The organism is Mycobacterium xenopi (assembly GCF_009936235.1).
Classification (GTDB): domain Bacteria; phylum Actinomycetota; class Actinomycetes; order Mycobacteriales; family Mycobacteriaceae; genus Mycobacterium; species Mycobacterium xenopi.
On the sequence record NZ_AP022314.1, the window covers coordinates 152493 to 167529 of the forward strand.

At 63.1% G+C, this 15037-nt stretch carries 11 protein-coding genes; 6 read left to right on the top strand and 5 right to left on the bottom strand.

The genetic code is table 11. The features are described from left to right. Window positions 1–148: 148 nt before the first annotated feature. The 4 genes from MYXE_RS00625 to MYXE_RS00640 all read right to left on the bottom strand — a co-directional run bounded on the left by MYXE_RS00625 (window position 149) and on the right by MYXE_RS00640 (window position 5656). Window positions 149–1558, bottom strand: coding sequence for a condensation domain-containing protein (locus MYXE_RS00625; RefSeq protein WP_415624451.1), 1410 nt, complete (start codon window positions 1556–1558; stop codon window positions 149–151). A gap of 229 nt (window positions 1559–1787) precedes the next feature. Continuing rightward, complete coding sequence (locus MYXE_RS00630; RefSeq protein WP_085195697.1) at window positions 1788–3140, bottom strand: phenylacetate--CoA ligase family protein; 1353 nt, start codon at window positions 3138–3140, stop codon at window positions 1788–1790. A 31-nt stretch (window positions 3141–3171) separates the two neighbouring features. Next, entirely contained in the window at window positions 3172–3987 is an 816-nt protein-coding gene (locus MYXE_RS00635; RefSeq protein WP_232061694.1) for a GAP family protein, read from the bottom strand. Window positions 3988–4249: 262 nt separating this feature from the next. Continuing rightward, the gene (locus MYXE_RS00640) at window positions 4250–5656 is read right to left on the bottom strand and encodes a hypothetical protein (RefSeq protein WP_003921994.1); all 1407 of its coding nucleotides are present in this window, start codon (window positions 5654–5656) and stop codon (window positions 4250–4252) included. Window positions 5657–5902: 246 nt separating this feature from the next. On the opposite strand from MYXE_RS00640, the gene MYXE_RS00645 reads away from it, so the two are divergent. After that, window positions 5903–7171 (top strand): glycosyltransferase, encoded by a 1269-nt coding sequence (locus MYXE_RS00645; RefSeq protein WP_085195695.1) that lies wholly within the window; start codon window positions 5903–5905, stop codon window positions 7169–7171. Between the two features lie 33 nt (window positions 7172–7204). On the opposite strand, the gene MYXE_RS00650 is transcribed toward MYXE_RS00645, so the two are convergent. Further along, the gene (locus tag MYXE_RS00650; RefSeq protein WP_003921989.1) at window positions 7205–7948 is read right to left on the bottom strand and encodes a GAP family protein; all 744 of its coding nucleotides are present in this window, start codon (window positions 7946–7948) and stop codon (window positions 7205–7207) included. Between the two features lie 471 nt (window positions 7949–8419). On the opposite strand from MYXE_RS00650, the gene MYXE_RS00655 reads away from it, so the two are divergent. The 5 genes from MYXE_RS00655 to MYXE_RS00675 all read left to right on the top strand — a co-directional run bounded on the left by MYXE_RS00655 (window position 8420) and on the right by MYXE_RS00675 (window position 14986). Further along, the gene (locus MYXE_RS00655) at window positions 8420–9730 is read left to right on the top strand and encodes a condensation domain-containing protein (RefSeq protein ID WP_003921988.1); all 1311 of its coding nucleotides are present in this window, start codon (window positions 8420–8422) and stop codon (window positions 9728–9730) included. A gap of 19 nt (window positions 9731–9749) precedes the next feature. Beyond that, window positions 9750–11018 (top strand): glycosyltransferase, encoded by a 1269-nt coding sequence (locus tag MYXE_RS00660; RefSeq protein ID WP_003921987.1) that lies wholly within the window; start codon window positions 9750–9752, stop codon window positions 11016–11018. Between the two features lie 162 nt (window positions 11019–11180). Continuing rightward, window positions 11181–11984, top strand: a complete 804-nt coding sequence (locus MYXE_RS00665) for a phthiotriol/phenolphthiotriol dimycocerosates methyltransferase (RefSeq protein ID WP_003921986.1) — start codon at window positions 11181–11183, stop codon at window positions 11982–11984. 40 nt (window positions 11985–12024) lie between these two features. Then, window positions 12025–13293, top strand: coding sequence for a glycosyltransferase (locus MYXE_RS00670; RefSeq protein ID WP_003921985.1), 1269 nt, complete (start codon window positions 12025–12027; stop codon window positions 13291–13293). 412 nt (window positions 13294–13705) lie between these two features. Further along, window positions 13706–14986 (top strand): glycosyltransferase, encoded by a 1281-nt coding sequence (locus tag MYXE_RS00675; RefSeq protein ID WP_039890818.1) that lies wholly within the window; start codon window positions 13706–13708, stop codon window positions 14984–14986. Window positions 14987–15037 lie beyond the last annotated feature (51 nt).

Genomic DNA, 15037 nt, shown 5'->3' on the forward strand with positions numbered 1-15037 from the left:
GCGGGCTGGTTGCCGCCGAGCTCAGATGCCGTCCACACCCTGGCACACAGGCGTCCAGTCATGCAGCCGCTCGGGCAGGAGCGAGATTCGTTTCCCGCATGCCTGGTTCGCAGCGGCCCTCGGCCTTAGCCAGTCCTGCTGCAACGCGTTATTCGATGTCGCCAGTCAGGCCGAATTCAGCCAACGTGTGTGCCGCCAACTCCCGCAAAGCGAGCTTTGTGTTCTCTGCGCCCGGTTGGTACGCGTTAATGCTGAGGCGGATCTGCCCCGCGATGCGCCGAGTCTGCACGTTGAGTTGGCCGCCCACACGCTCAAGCCACTGTCGCGTTACGCCCTGGCCGGTTACTCGGATCATGCCGCGCTCGGCATCGGTGCCATCGGGGCGGTTCACCACCGAGCTGAGATCACCGAGATTTGAACAGAACACCGAAAGATCAGGATCGGCGGACATCGCATCAGACATCCGTTTCCACACCCGCTTGGGTGTGAACGGGGCCAGCGGAAGAAGCTGCAGCGACTCTTCGGGCGTCTCCCGTAGAGTCCTCAGCGCCTGCTTGATGGCAGCGCGGGTGTCACGCAGATCGGTCGTTACCCGCTCCGGGTCGACGCTGACGCGCGCAGACGACACGGCGTTCGCGCGCGTATCGCCTTCGGTGCGGTCGCTGATCGGGAGTTGCAAGGTGACGGCGCCGTCGCCGGCACGTCGGCGCCCCATCCGCTGCCCAAGTTTGGCAGCAAAACCTGCGGCCAGCGTGTTGCTGGTTCCGCCAAGAGCTTTCGCACAGGCATCCCAGTCGTCGAGGCCGACGTAAATCGTGACAGTTGGCACGACGACGACCTCATCGGCGCCACCACAGGGGGCGACGGGTGACGGCGCAGGTGATCGGGCACCACTGCGACTGCGGCCGGCTTGTTTTCGCGCCAGTCTTGCCGCCGCAACAAGCGCCCGCCCAACCTCCGGCACGTCGCGCGCAGTTTGGCGAGCATCCTGAATTACCGCGCGCAGCCGAGTGCGCGACTGTGGCGGTGGGTAGCCAAGATCGCGGGTGTTGCCCAAGACCGCATCAGCTAGCGCGACGACAAGCCCGAGGCCATCGACTATGTAGTGGGAAACCACCAGGCTGACCGCGGTGGCGCCGTCCGTGAGCCGAATGACGCCGAGATGCCAACCGGGCCCCCATTCCGGATCAATGGGCAGTTGTAAGCGGTCATCGGCCCAGTCGCTGAGTTCGGTGCGTGGGCGGGCGTGCTCCGCGATGTCGATGTCTAGCGGCCCCCGATCCAAGACCCACCGATGCCTGCCGAAGGGCAGTGGCGAGCACTCGATGCGCCGCCCCAACAACCCGTAGCCGAGGTTATGGTGAAAACGCTTCAGCCCATCGAAGTCGATTGCGTGCTCATAGATCCACACCACCTGCGTGACGAGCTTTAGGCCGGCGGCGCGGCCCGCCGCAAATAAGGCTTGATCCGCCAATGCGAGCCGATGGGTCGACCGCGCATCACTAGCGGGTGCGCGGCGACTTAGCGGTGGGCGGGTGGGACGCCTCCGGACTGACACCGATCAGCCTCCGGCGATACGAAACATCACGCAGAATGACCCACGCCGAACGGCGTCGGCGTTGCCTGCGTCGACCCGATTCATCACAGCATTAGAACATGTGAACCCGTGGGTGAGAGCGGCCTTGAGCCTTGACGCGGGCATTTGATTTGTGGGCCTGTCTGCGGCGCGAACCGCTCTTCGACGACGGATCCGGCGGGACTTGGGCTGAGCGGCCTTCAGGATCACTTCAGGCTGGCGCGTCGACGATCAGTTGAAACTTGCGCGTGCGTGGATTGACCGGCAGATCATCGGTCGCAACGACGTCAAAAGCGACGTTGTCCATCAATTTCCGGTCGAGCATTTCGCGCAATCGATCCTCCGCCGCTGCGAGCGCCTCTGCGCGCTGGGTCGCGGCGAGCGATGAGTCCAAAACGACTTTGAAGATGAATTTGGTTTTGCTCACCATTTGCATTTGGAAGCGGGTGATCCCTGGAACGAAGATTCCGTTGACCGTGTACGGGCTGATGAAGTCGTCGACGCCATCGCGATTCGTGAACATCGGCACCTTTTCCGCGCGACCGATCACGCTATTGATCACGAGATATGGCGACGATGGATGTGTTTGCGCAAGCGGCCGGATAATGTCAGACATTCGATAGCGGATCAGGGGCTGGGTGTAGTTGAACAGATTGGTGACGAGAACGTGATCGTCGAAGATCTCGTAGATTATGTCGTCGTCGTGCAGCGTCATCGTTTGACCGTCCGGATTCGCGAGGCCTTGCACGAGGTGTTCCGCTGTCCCGTAGATGTTTAAGGCACGGCAGTTGAACGCGGACTCGATTATCTCTTTGTCCGCGGGCGTCATCGCTTCTGCAGCGGTCGTTACGGCGATGGGGTTGACTTTCAGAATTCCCTTGTTTTGCTGCTCGGCGAGGATTTTAAGGCCGGTCGTGTAGCCGCCAATCACTTCCGGTTGAAACGTGTTTAGCTGTTCGACCGTCTGCGGCAGCGGCGAGTTGATTTCGAAGAATCGGCGGTCAACGAGCAAGCGTGCGATGCCACGCGTTGCCGAGCTCATCACCGACACGAAGGCGTGGTGGCCCGTGGCGGTGGCGTAATAGGCAATTCGAAATCGACCAGAACGCTTGCGTACCGGCCTTTCTTGGGCCAGGTTGCGGCCCAGCGCCGCAATACCCTGCACCCAATCCCGTTCGGAATACAAGAAGTAGCCGACCTCGCCCGACGTACCCGAGGTATGGACAACGTGGTACTCACCGAACAACAATTCGTTCGGAGCAGTCGATCGCGTCAAGAATTCAGCAATAGCGTGCTTCGTGATTTTTCGGTCCGTCACGATCCGATCGAAGTTTGCCATGAGCATCGACTTGGTCAATACAGGAAAGTCTTGCGGCACACATATTTCCGGATTGATGCCGTGCTCCTTGACAATTTCGGCATAATAAGGCGATTTTGCCTTGATATGACGGACGAGGCGGCGGAATTTCTCGAGCTTGATCGCCTCGAGCTCCGGGCGCGACATTTTCGTGTTGCGCCTCAGCTCGCGCTGCTTTGCGAGAAGGGTCAAAAATGGCCAAGCCATCGATTATGCCCTCACATGCGTCGTCACCAGCTCAGACGCCGCCAACGCCCTGAGCCACCAGCAACACCCCGCCCACTGTGCACATGGCGACCACGATCTTTCGCCGCTGAGCCCGCGCCCAGTCGTGCAGCCGTTGCACCAGCGCCTGGGTTTGCGCCGGCCTGGCCAGATAGCAGGCCAGGGTGATCTCGACGACCGCCAGCACACCGACGACGTAGGCGACGGCGGCGCTGACCTGCGTGCCGATCGCGGCACCCGAGGCCACGATGATCGCGACTACGTAGAGCATCTCGTCGGCTCCGGGTCCCCCGAAGAAGAAGCCGACCACCCACGCGACCCACAAGGATCCGTTTTCCCACGCATTGCGGATGCGGCTGAGCAGCCGCCCGAATACAGATTCGCCCTCGGGCGGCGCGCCATCCCCGCGCCGAAGCAGCCGCGCGACCGGGTTCGGGGCATCCGCGTCCGCCTCAGGGCTCGCTGTGTTGCCCCCCGATGTCGGTAGGTGCGCTCGTTGACGTCGGCGCGCCAGCGCGCGCACTGCCGTCAGCGCCGCGACCGAAAGCACGATCACGCCCAACCCGAGTTGAATGTGCCGGGCGGTGGAACTCGCGGTCGTTCCCGGGGTGGCCAAATCGTGCATGACAGACCTAAAGGTGGGCGTGACGTGCAGTATGAACAGCGGAACCAGCAGGCAGGGAATACTGACCACCAAACCGCCGGCCCCGTAAGCGAGCAGGTTTTGCACGGGCCGCGGTCGGGAGATCACCAGAAGGGTGAGGCCGATACGTATGGGATTGATTCCCGTGAAAAGCCCCAATCCCAGCATCAGCATCGAGCTCCCCACGGCCGGAACCCTACCGGTTGCTCTTGCCTGTTGGCTTCTTTTGAAGGTTCTGGCCTGTGGAAGCTATAGCTGCTTGGGGTTCGCGGCACAGGCGGCCGTCGTCCCGACGCGATGCGCGGGTGGCTGGCCGAACATGTCGCGGGTTGCCTTGTCCCAGCCTGAGTTTGGTCGACCAAGCTTGGGGACTCGTGCCACATGGCAATAGCAAGCGGCCAAACGGTCGCGAGATTGTCGCGCGCTACAGCGCAATGAGCAGGAGGTGCTACTCGACCTCGCCAGTCAGACCGAAGTCGCCCAGCGTCTGCGCAGCCAGCTCACGCAAAGCGGCCCTGGTGTTCTCGGCGCCCGGCTGGTAGGCGCCGACGCTGATGCGAATCTTGTCCCGGATGCGCCAAGACTGCAGGGTCATCTGGCCGCCGGTTCGCTCAAGCAGCTGTCGCCTTTCCTGTTGGGCAGTCACCCGCGTCATGACGAGCTCGGAGTCGGTGCCATCGAGGCGGCACACCACCGAGCCGAGCTCGCCCAGATTAGAACAAAACACCGGCAGATTCGGGTCGGCATACATCACATCGGACAGCCGTATCAATGCTGGCTTTGGCAGGAACGAAGTCAGCCACAGGAGCCGCGACGACTCATCCTGCGTCTCACGCAGACTGCGCAGCGCCTGCTTAATAGCGGCGCGGAGGTCGCGCAAATCCGTCGTTACCCGCGTCGGATCGACACTGAGGCTGGCAATCAGCATTGCGTTCGCGCGGGTATCACCTTCGGTGCGCTCGTTTATGGGCAGTTGCAGGGTCACAGCGCCGTCACTGGCACGTCGACGCCCCATGCGCTCGCCGAGTCTCACGGCGAGCCCGGCGACCAGCGTGTTACTCGTCGCGCCAAGGGCCGCCGCACGGGCATCCCAATCGACGACATCGACCTGGATCATGACAGTAGGCACGACGACGACGTCATCCGCGTCGGCTGCAGGGATCGGGACCGGAGCTGGCGCCGACGGTCGAGCAATATCACGCTGCACACGACGGGCCAGTTTCGCCGCTGCGACAAGCGCTCGGGCAACCTCAGGTGAGTCCCGTGCTGTTTGGCGGGCGTCCTCAAGCACTGCGCGCAGCCGAGTACGGGAATGCGGCGGTGCGTAACCAAGATCGTGCGTGTTGCCCAGGACTGCGTCAGCTACCGTGACGGCCAGCCCGAGGCCGTCAACCAGATAGTGGGAAAGCACCAGAGTGACCGCGGTGCAGCCATCTTTCAAGGGAAGAACGCCAAGATGCCAGCCGGGTCCCCATTCCGGATCGATAGGCAGTTGTGAGCGTTCGTCTGCCCAGTCGCTGAGTTCAGCGCGTGGACGCGCACTCTGGGCGATATCGATGTCCGACGGCCCGCGATCCAAGACCCATCGGGGCCGGGCGAACGGCAGCGGCGAACGCTCGATGCGTCGTCCCAACAACCCGAATCCGAGATTGCGGTGAAACTGCCGTAGCCCGTCGAGGTCGACCGCGTGCTCGTAGATCCACACGCACTGGATGACGAGCTTCCGGCCGATAGCACGGTGCCCCGCGTACAAGCTGTGGTCCGCCAACGCAAGGAGACTGTCCACCCGCGCGTCGCCGTCGGATCCGCGGCGCTCGGATGATCCGCGTTCAGGACCTAACCGGGCACGCACCATCAGCCGTCGCCGATACGGATCGATTCGCCCGCGACCCCGTGCAAGGCGTGAACCTCATAGCGCAGAACGACGCCGCCCAGGCCGGTGCGGCCTTTTACGAGGTCAGACGAATTCACCACATGAGAGTAGAACATGCTAATCCGCGGCTCAGAGACCCACGTTGGTCGGCAGGCGTGGATGGGCGGAAGGGTCCGGTCTTCCCTCCGAGGACACGCATGGAAAGTGCAGGGAGCTAGGATCTCGGCGATGAAATTTGCGCTGGCTAGCTATGGAACGCGCGGCGATGTCGAGCCCTGCGTCGCCGTCACCCGTGAGCTGCTGCGCCGCGGGCACGAAGTGCGCATAGCCGTCCCCCCTGACCTGGTTAGCTTCGCTGAGTCGGCCGGATTTGCCGCCGTCCCTTATGGACCCGATGCGCGGCGGTTCCAGGATGCACACCGCGATTTCCTAGCGAACTTGTTCCGCAAGCCCTGGAAGGTCCGGGATCTACTGCGTTTGTGGGGCAAAGATTGGGCGCTGTTTACCCAATTCTGGAAAGAGACCAGCACGACCCTGATGGCGCTGGCCGACGGGGTTGACTTGCTGTTCACCGGCGTGCTTGGCGAGCAGGCCGCCGCCAACATCGCGGAGTATTACGGCATTCCCTTGGCCACGCTGCATACCTACCCGATGCGGGCCAACGGCCAGCTCGCCACATTCCTGCCGACGCCGGTGGGCCGTTCCGTGGTGACGATGTCCGAGTGGCTGGAGATGCCCCTGACCAAGAAGCTCGCGGACGCGCAGCGCCGTGAATTGGGGCTGCCGAAGGCGAAAGGCCTGCCGTCGCGGCGGATCACCGAACGCGGGTCGTTGGAAATCCAGGCCTACGACGAAGTGTGCTTCCCCGGGCTGGCAGCCGAATGGGCGCGGTTCGATAGCCAACGGCCTTTTGTCGGGGCTCTGACGGTGGAATCGACGACGGACACCGATGACGAGGTCGCCTCGTGGATTGCCGCCGGAACACCGCCGATTTTTTTCGGTTTCGGCAGCATGCCCGTCGCCTCTCCGGTCGACACGCTTGCGATGATCAGCGCGGCCTGCGCAGAGTTGGGTGAACGGGCGTTGGTATGTGCCGGCGGGACTGACTTCGCCCGCGCCCCCCACTTCGAACACGTCAAGGTGGTCAGCGCGATGAATTACGCCGCCGCATTCCCCGCTTGCCGCGCAGTCGTGCACCACGGTGGCGCGGGCACGGCGGCCGCGAGCCTGCGCGCCGGAGTTCCCGCGCTAATCCTTCCGACGTGGCCCGATCAGACGCTGTGGGGAACTGTGGTGAAACGGTTGGGGGTAGGCACCTTCCGGCGCTTTTCGACCACTACCCAGCAAACGTTGGTCGCAGACCTGCGCACCATCCTCGCGCCGCAATACGTCGCCCGCGCTCGTGAGGTCGCCACCCAGATGACGACGCCCGCCGAAAGCGTTGCCGCCGCAGCTGATCGCGTGGAGAACTACGCCCGGTTGCGCACCGTGGGGTAATCGGCCAAATCAAACCGTCAAGATGGTCGGAAATCAGGCGCTGGCCATACCACTGACCACCAGCGCGACCCCACCCACTGTGCACATGGCTATGAGGATCTTTTGCCGGTGGGCTCTCGCCCAGTCGTGTAGCCGTTGCACGACCGCTTGAGTTTTCGCCGGCTTGGCCAGATAGCAGAGCAGGGTTATCTCGACAACGGCAAGCATTCCAACGACGAACGCAATAGCGGCGCTGGCTTGCGCGCCGATCGCGACTCCGGAAGCCACTATGAAAGTGAGTAGGAAAAACACCCCGTCGAGTGGCGGGCCTGATCCGAGGCCGATCACCCATGAAACCCACAACGATCCGTTTTCCCACGAGTTGTACATACGACCGAGCAGTCGTGTGATCGCAGATCCGCCTCCCGTCGAGGCATCCTGCGCACGGCCCAGCAGCCGCGTGATCGGGTTCGGTGAATCCGCGTCCAGAACCAGGGTCGAGCTGTTGCCGCCCGCTGCCGGCACCTGCGCTCGCTGTGGCCGGCGTGTCAACGCGCGCACTACCAGCACCGCGGCAATCGATAGCGCGAGCACACCTATGCCGAGTTGAATGTGCCGGACAGTGGAACTTGTGGCGAAACGGTCCGCGAAAGATTTAAGCACTCGTGTGTTGTGCAGCACCGCCAGCGGAACAACCACGGTGAACATACACGCTATGAGGTTTCCGACGCCGTAGGCGAGCAGGTTTTGCACAGGCCGCGGCCGGGAGATCACGAGCAGCGTAATGCCGAGACGCATTGGGTCGAATCCAGTCAGAAGCCCGCACCCTAGCGCCATCACTAGCAGCGAGCTCCACATGGCCGGAACACTACCCTGTTGCCATTTGGCCGTTGGATTCTTCGAAGCTTCCCAGGTCAGTTCAGCTCGCCTGGCGCACGGTTTGTCGTCAGAGTGAGAGCTGGCGCCCGAAAAGGTTCATGCGCATAGCTAAGCGCTTACGGAAGCTTCACAATCCGCCATCGCGAAAGCATAGCTCTGACAAGGCATTTGCCGAAACCAGATATCAGCGGACGCACGACCCGTAGTCAGGAAATGTCGAGTGCTGCCGGGCAGCCGCAGGAGATCGGATCGCACCACGATTCGCAAAGGGTTAGCTGTGTTGTTTGCTCAGCCGGAGTTCGGCTCGATGTCGTCCGAGCGACGTGTGGTTTCATTGTTGCTGCATAGTCCAACCACTTAAAGGCATACGGTAAGAAGTACGGTACAAAAGTGGACAACGTACTCGATCCGCTCGACCAGGCCATGTTTGAGTTCGGCCGAGCGATGGGAGTCAACGTCGTGGTGCAAGCGGTCTGGCTTTACAACCGCGCGATCGACATCGACGGGCTGCGACAGTTCCACGACCGTCTTCAGCGGGGCCGGCTATCACGCCGCATCGAGTGTTCGCCACTGCGGTTCGGTCGGCACCGCTGGGTATCGTCCAACGGCTCATCCGATCTCGAGATCGTGGCGTTGCCCCGACCACGCGGAGAATTCGACGCCTGGCTAAACGAGCAGGCCAACACCCCGTTGGACCCGGAGCAAGGACCCGTATGGCACCTTGCAGTGCTCCCGTTCACCGACGGCGGCACCGGGATCAGCTTGGTCATCCCGCATTGCGTCACCGACGGCCTTGGCCTGTTCGAGGGACTGGCAGATGCTGCGCTTGGGCGCGACGACCCCATCGACTGGCCTGCAAGTGGGTCGCGCCGGCGCTGGCAGGCCGTGCGCGAGGATGCCCGCCAAACCGCGCGCGACGCCCGCGCCATCCGCCACGGCATCGCCTCCGCAGTGCGGTTGGTGAGACGCAGCCGTGGTGGCGCTCAACCCGCCACACCGCTGCCTGCCCTGCCGCCCGTCGGCGCCGACGAACCTATCGCGGTCCCACTGGCAACGATGTTCGTCGACACCGACGAGTGGGAGGACCGCGCACATGCGCTCGGAGGCAGCAGCACCGCGCTGCTCGCGGGACTGACAGCCCACCTCGCGCAGCAAAGGGGACGGGTCACCGCGGACGGCCTCGTCGCTTTGCGGATACCGTTCAACGAGCGCACCGCCGGGGATACTCGCGGCAACGCGGTGAGCAATGTCGACATCATGGTCGACCCCGCCCCTGTCACGACGGACCTGCGCGGAATCCGGGCCGCGATCAAACAAGCGCTGATAGACCACCGCGAGCTGCCGGACGAAGAGCGGGCGATGTTGTCGGTCGTTCCCCTGCTACCCAAACGGCTGCTGAAGCTCGCCGGCAATCCAACCGGTGTCGTAGCAACCAGCCTCGGCGTGGTACCGCCAGCCGCCACACGCCCGGATGGCACGGACGCCGACTACCTCGCCATGAAGATGCACTACCCGGGCGTGACCACCGCGATGATGCACCGATTCGGCGGACTGCAAATTGTGGGATCGGGAACAGCGAACGGACACGTCTTTGTCACTGTCCTTGGTTATCAGCCTGGCCAGCACAACTCGAATGACGGCTTACGACATGACCTTTCCAGTGCCTTGAAAGGCTTTTCGCTTACCGGCACGTTTCTCTGAACGCCCGATTGAAGGAACCATGAAGTTTGTGCTCGCGTGCTACGGAAGTCGCGGCGATGTCGAACCCTGCGTCGCAATCGGACGCGAACTGCTGCGTCGCGGGCACGAGGTCCGCATAGCGGTCCCTCCTGACCTGGTCGGGTTAGCCGAAGCGGCGGGGCTGTCGGCAGTCGCCTGTGGACCAGATGCACGAGACGTTCTGGACGCCCACCGCAAGTTCTGGACCTGCTTTTTCCGAACGCCTTGGCGGGTGCGGAATCTGATCGAGCTGCGCGGCCAAGTCGGCGAGCCGATCATGCGGTGCTGGGAGGAGATGGCCGCGACGCTGAAGTCGCTGGCGGACGGCGCCGATCTGGTGTTCACCGGCCTGAATTTCGAAGACGCCGCGGCCAACGTCGCCGAGTACTACGGCATTCCGCTGGCCACGTTGCATTACTTCCCGCTGCGGGCCAACGGGCAACTCCTATCGTTTCTGCCGGCGCCGCTGGGGCGCGCGGCAATGACGGCGTTCTGGTGGCTGTCGTGGCAGGGAACGAAGAAGGTCGAGGACGCCCAGCGCCACGAACTCGGGCTACCGAAGGCAAGCGGCCCCTCGCCGCGACGGATCACCGAACGCGGATCCCTCGAAATTCAGGCCTACGACGAGGTGTGCTTTCCCGGGCTGGCCGCGGAGTGGGCGAAATTCGGTGGTCAACGGCCCTTCGTCGGTGCGCTGACGATGGAGCTGCCCACCGACGCGGACGACGAGGTCGCCTCGTGGATCGCGGCGGGAACACCGCCGATTTTCTTCGGGTTCGGCAGCATCGCGGTCGAATCTGCTGCCGACACGCTGGCCATGATCAGCGGCGCCTGCGCACAGCTGGGCCAGCGGGCGGTGGTGTGCTCCGGCGGAACGAACTTCACCGGCGCCCCTCATTTCGACAACGTCAAGGTGGTGAAGGCAGTAAGTTATGCGGCCACTTTTCCGGCGTGCCGCGCGGTCGTCCACCACGGTGGCGCAGGTACCACTGCCGCGGGTCTGCGCGCTGGCGTGCCCACATTGATCCTCTCGACAGACCTCGACCAGACGCTGTGGGGAGTGCGGGTCAAACGGTTGAAAGTGGGCACTGCCCGGCGCTTCTCAACCACGACCCAACAGTCGCTGATCGAGGATCTGCGCACCATCCTTGCCCCCCAGTACGTTGCCCGAGCCCGCGAGATCGCCGCTCGCATGAGCAAACCGTCCGAAAGTGTCGCGGCCGCTGCGGATCTGGTGGAAAATTTTGCCCGCAAACGGCGTATTGACTGAGACACGACTCAGGCTGTCGAGACGCTCACGGCCGCCGAGTGACACAGACCACCCGGGCCGACGCACGGTGTTCTGTAGGTGGCGCGGGCATCCTGAATGGCGGGCGCTAACGGGAGGGGAATGACACTGGCCACCACGCGCTTACGAGCACTACGCGACAACATGATTGAGCGTGCCGCGCTGGCGGTGGTCCAGGGTGCGCAGAGACGACTCTATCCGTACCTGACCAGGCGCGTCGACGATGACGTCGTCTTCCTCAACTACGGCTACGAGGAAGATCCGCCGATGGGCTTGTCCCTCGATGCCGCCGACGAACCCGACCGCTACCCCATCCAGCTTTATCACGCCACCGCCACCCAGGCCGGCGGCTTGGCCGGAAAGCGGGTGTTGGAGGTGGGTTGCGGGCATGGCGGCGGCGCGTCGTACCTGACACGCGCCTTGATGCCGGAATCGTATGTCGGGTTAGATGTCAACGCCGCCGGTGTCGAGTTCTGCCGTCGGCGCCACCAAGTGCCTGGATTGCAGTTCGTGCATGGTGACGCCGAAAATCTGCCGTTCCCGGCCGCGTCGTTCGATGCAGTGATCAACGTCGAGTCCTCGCACTGCTACCCGCACTTCGACCGATTCATCGCAGAGGTCGCCCGCGTACTGCGTCCCAGTGGAGCGTTCCTGCATGCCGATGTGCGCCACCGTGCGGACTGGGCGACCCGAGCAGAGGTCGTGCTGCACAATGCACCCGGGCTGCGGGTGGTGTCGTGGCGGCAGATCGACGCCGAGGTGCTGCGGGGAATGACACTGAACTCGGAGCGCATGCAGGCGTCGATGCAGGACGTTGCGCCTCGTATTCTGCGACGCTGGGTCCGCGACGCGGTGCCGGCGTACGGGTCGGCAATCTACCGGAACATCCAGAACGGACGAGACTCGTACCGGATGTACTGTCTGGTCAAGGCGTCAAACGACCACTGAGACCAGCGGCCAATTCGGAAGTGAAGGACTTGGATCCGCGATGAAGTTTGTGCTCGCAGCCTACGGAACGCGCGGGGATATCGAGCCGTGCGTCGTACTGGGTCGTGAGCTGCAGCGCCGCGGGCACGATGTGGCCATGGCCGTTCCTCCTAATTTGGTGGGCGACGTCGAGGCGGCCGGACTTGCGGCGATGGCCTATGGGATGGATTCGCAGGCACTGATCGACACCCACCGCGACTTCTGGACGTCGCTGTTTCGCAACTTTTGGAATATCCCGGAAGTCCGCCGGCTGTGGCGCGAAGTGTGGAATCCCGGCATCCAGTCGTGGCAGGAGATGAGCAAGGCGCTGACGTCGCTGACCGACGGCGCCGATCTGCTGTTGAGCGGCATAAGTTTTCAGGAGGGCGCGGCGAACATCGCCGAATATTACGGCATTCCTTTGGTCACTCTGCATACTTTTCCGATTCGGGCCAACGGTTACCTAGTACCGATCCTGCCGGCGCCGTTGGGCCGGCGAGCGATAACAGCGCTGGAGTGGCTGCACTGGCGCATGACCCGCAAGGTCGAGGACGAACAACGCCGTGAACTGGGCCTACCGAAGGCAAAGGGGCCCTCACCGCGGCGCATCGCCGAACGCGGAGCGCTGGAAATCCAGGCTTACGACGAGGTGTGCTTTCCGAAACTGTCTGCGCAATGGGCGAAATTCGACGGTCAACGACCGTTTGTCGGAGCGCTGACCCTGGAGTCGCCCACAGATGCCGACGAGGAGGTGGCGTCGTGGATTGCCGAGGGAACACCGCCGATCTTCTTCGGCTTCGGCAGCATCCCGGTCGAATCCCCTGCCAACACCCTGGCCATGATCGCCGCGGCCTGCACCCAGTTGGGCGAGCGTGCGCTGGTGTGCTCGGCATGGAGTGATTTCAGTGGCCTTCCGCATTTCGACCACGTCAAAGTGGTCGGCGCGGTGGACTTCGCGGCGATCTTTCCGACGTGCCGTGTGGTGGTGCACCACGGTGGTGCCGGCACCACTGCCGTGGGTCTGCGCGCCGGAGTTCCGACGGTGATCCTTTGGACGTGGCCGGACCAATCGCTCCGCGGAGCTGCGCTCAAACGGTTGAAAGTCGGCACATCCAGGCGCTTTTCGTCGACTACGCTCGAGTCGCTGGTGGCGGACCTGCGCACCGTCCTCGCCCCCCGGTACCTGAACCGGGCACGTGAGATCGCCCCGCGGATCACCGGGCCTGCCGAAAGCCTTGCCGCAGCCGCTGATCTGGTAGAAAACGTCGCCCGCCTCAAACGCGTGGGTTGATCTGAGCGGTAGTCATCGCCGTACCGCGTCCGGTTCGCAAATGAGAAACACCATTTGACCGCGCGGTGGCGACCAAACGGACATAAAGCGGCCGATTGTCCGATGAGTTCAGTGATCGATATTCGCACATGCTGAGTAAATGGCCAGGGCGTAGCAGTCGCCGGTGTAAAAGCGGCGCTACCTGTGATCTTCCCCGTGAATCGTTGTCTCCGACATAGAGAGCAGCAAATTTTATGCTGCGGGCACTTCGTGGCTTCATGCTGAAACGCCAAGTGCCACTTAGGAAATTGCCGAAATTCTCGCTGGTAGCCCGTCTATCGGGTTACTCTGTGACTGGCTGAGCCCGTGGACGTGAGGCTACCGCTTTCATGCGCGAGAGCGCATGGGAGGTGAAAGGCTTGAAAACTCAGCGATGAAATTAGCGTTGGCGACGTGGGGAAGTCGTGGTGAAGTTGAACCGTTTGCTGCCCTAGGTCGTGAGCTGTTGCGCCGGGGGCATGACGTGCGCATTGCCGTCGCACCGGACCTCGTCAGTTTTGCTGAATCGGCAGGCCTTGCAGCGATCGGGTACGGCCCGGAATTGCAGGCCATCGTGGACGCGTATCGAGACTTTTGGGCGCGTTTCTTCGGTGAGTTTTGGAGGGTTCGCGATCTGATCGCGCTGTGGCGCGAAATCGCGGACACCCTTACCGCATCTCGGCCGGAGATCAGCGCGACGCTGAGGTCGCTGGCCGACGGGGCAGACGTGTTGATCACTGGCATGAATTTCGAAGATTCCGCTGCCAACGTCGCGGAGTATCACGACATGCCATTGGCCACGCTACACTGGTTTCCCATGCGACCCAACGGCCAACTCGTGCCATTGCTGCCCGGACCCTTGGGCCGCTCGACAATGGCGGTGCTCGAGTGGCTGTCGTGGCTGGGGACGAAGAAATTCGAGGACGCCCAGCGCCGCGAACTCGGCCTGCCGAAAGCACGCACCCCCTGGCCGCGGCGCATCATCCGACGCGGAGCGCTGGAAATCCAGGCCTACGACGAGGCTTGCTTTCCGGGGCTGGCCGCCGAATGGGCGAAATGGAATGGGCAGCGGCCCTTTGTCGGCGCGCTGACGTTGGAGTTACCAACCAATGCCGATGACGAGGTCGCGTCGTGGATCGCCGCGGGAACACCGCCCATCTTCTTCGGCTTCGGCAGCATCCCGGTCGAATCACCGGCCGACACGCTCAGCATGATCGGCGGGGCCTGCTCGCAGCTGGGCGAGCGGGCGCTGCTGTGCGGCGGATCGACCGACTTCAGCCATGTTCCGCATATGGAGCACGTCAAGGTAGTGGACACGGTGAATTTCGCGGCCATTTTTCCGGCATGCCGCGCCGTTGTGCACCACGGTGGCGCCGGCACCACGGCCGTAGGGCTGCGCTCCGGAGTGCCCACGTTGATCCTCTCCACGGATCTCAATCAGACGCTGTGGGGCGCACAGATCAAGAGATTGAAAGTAGGTACAGCCCAGCGCTTTTCAGCAGTCAACGAGCAATCACTGGTCGCCGACCTGCAGACCATCCTCGCGCCAGATTACGTCGCCCGAGCCCGCGAGCTCGCCGGCCGGATGAGCAAACCGGCCGAAAGCGTAACCAAAGCTGCCGATCTTGTTGAGGACTTCGCACGCGGTAGGGGTGTCGGCTGTTCGGCTAACTAATAGCGACATCGGATGATCGACGGAGTTCAGCTCGAAGTACAGGTCGTCGAC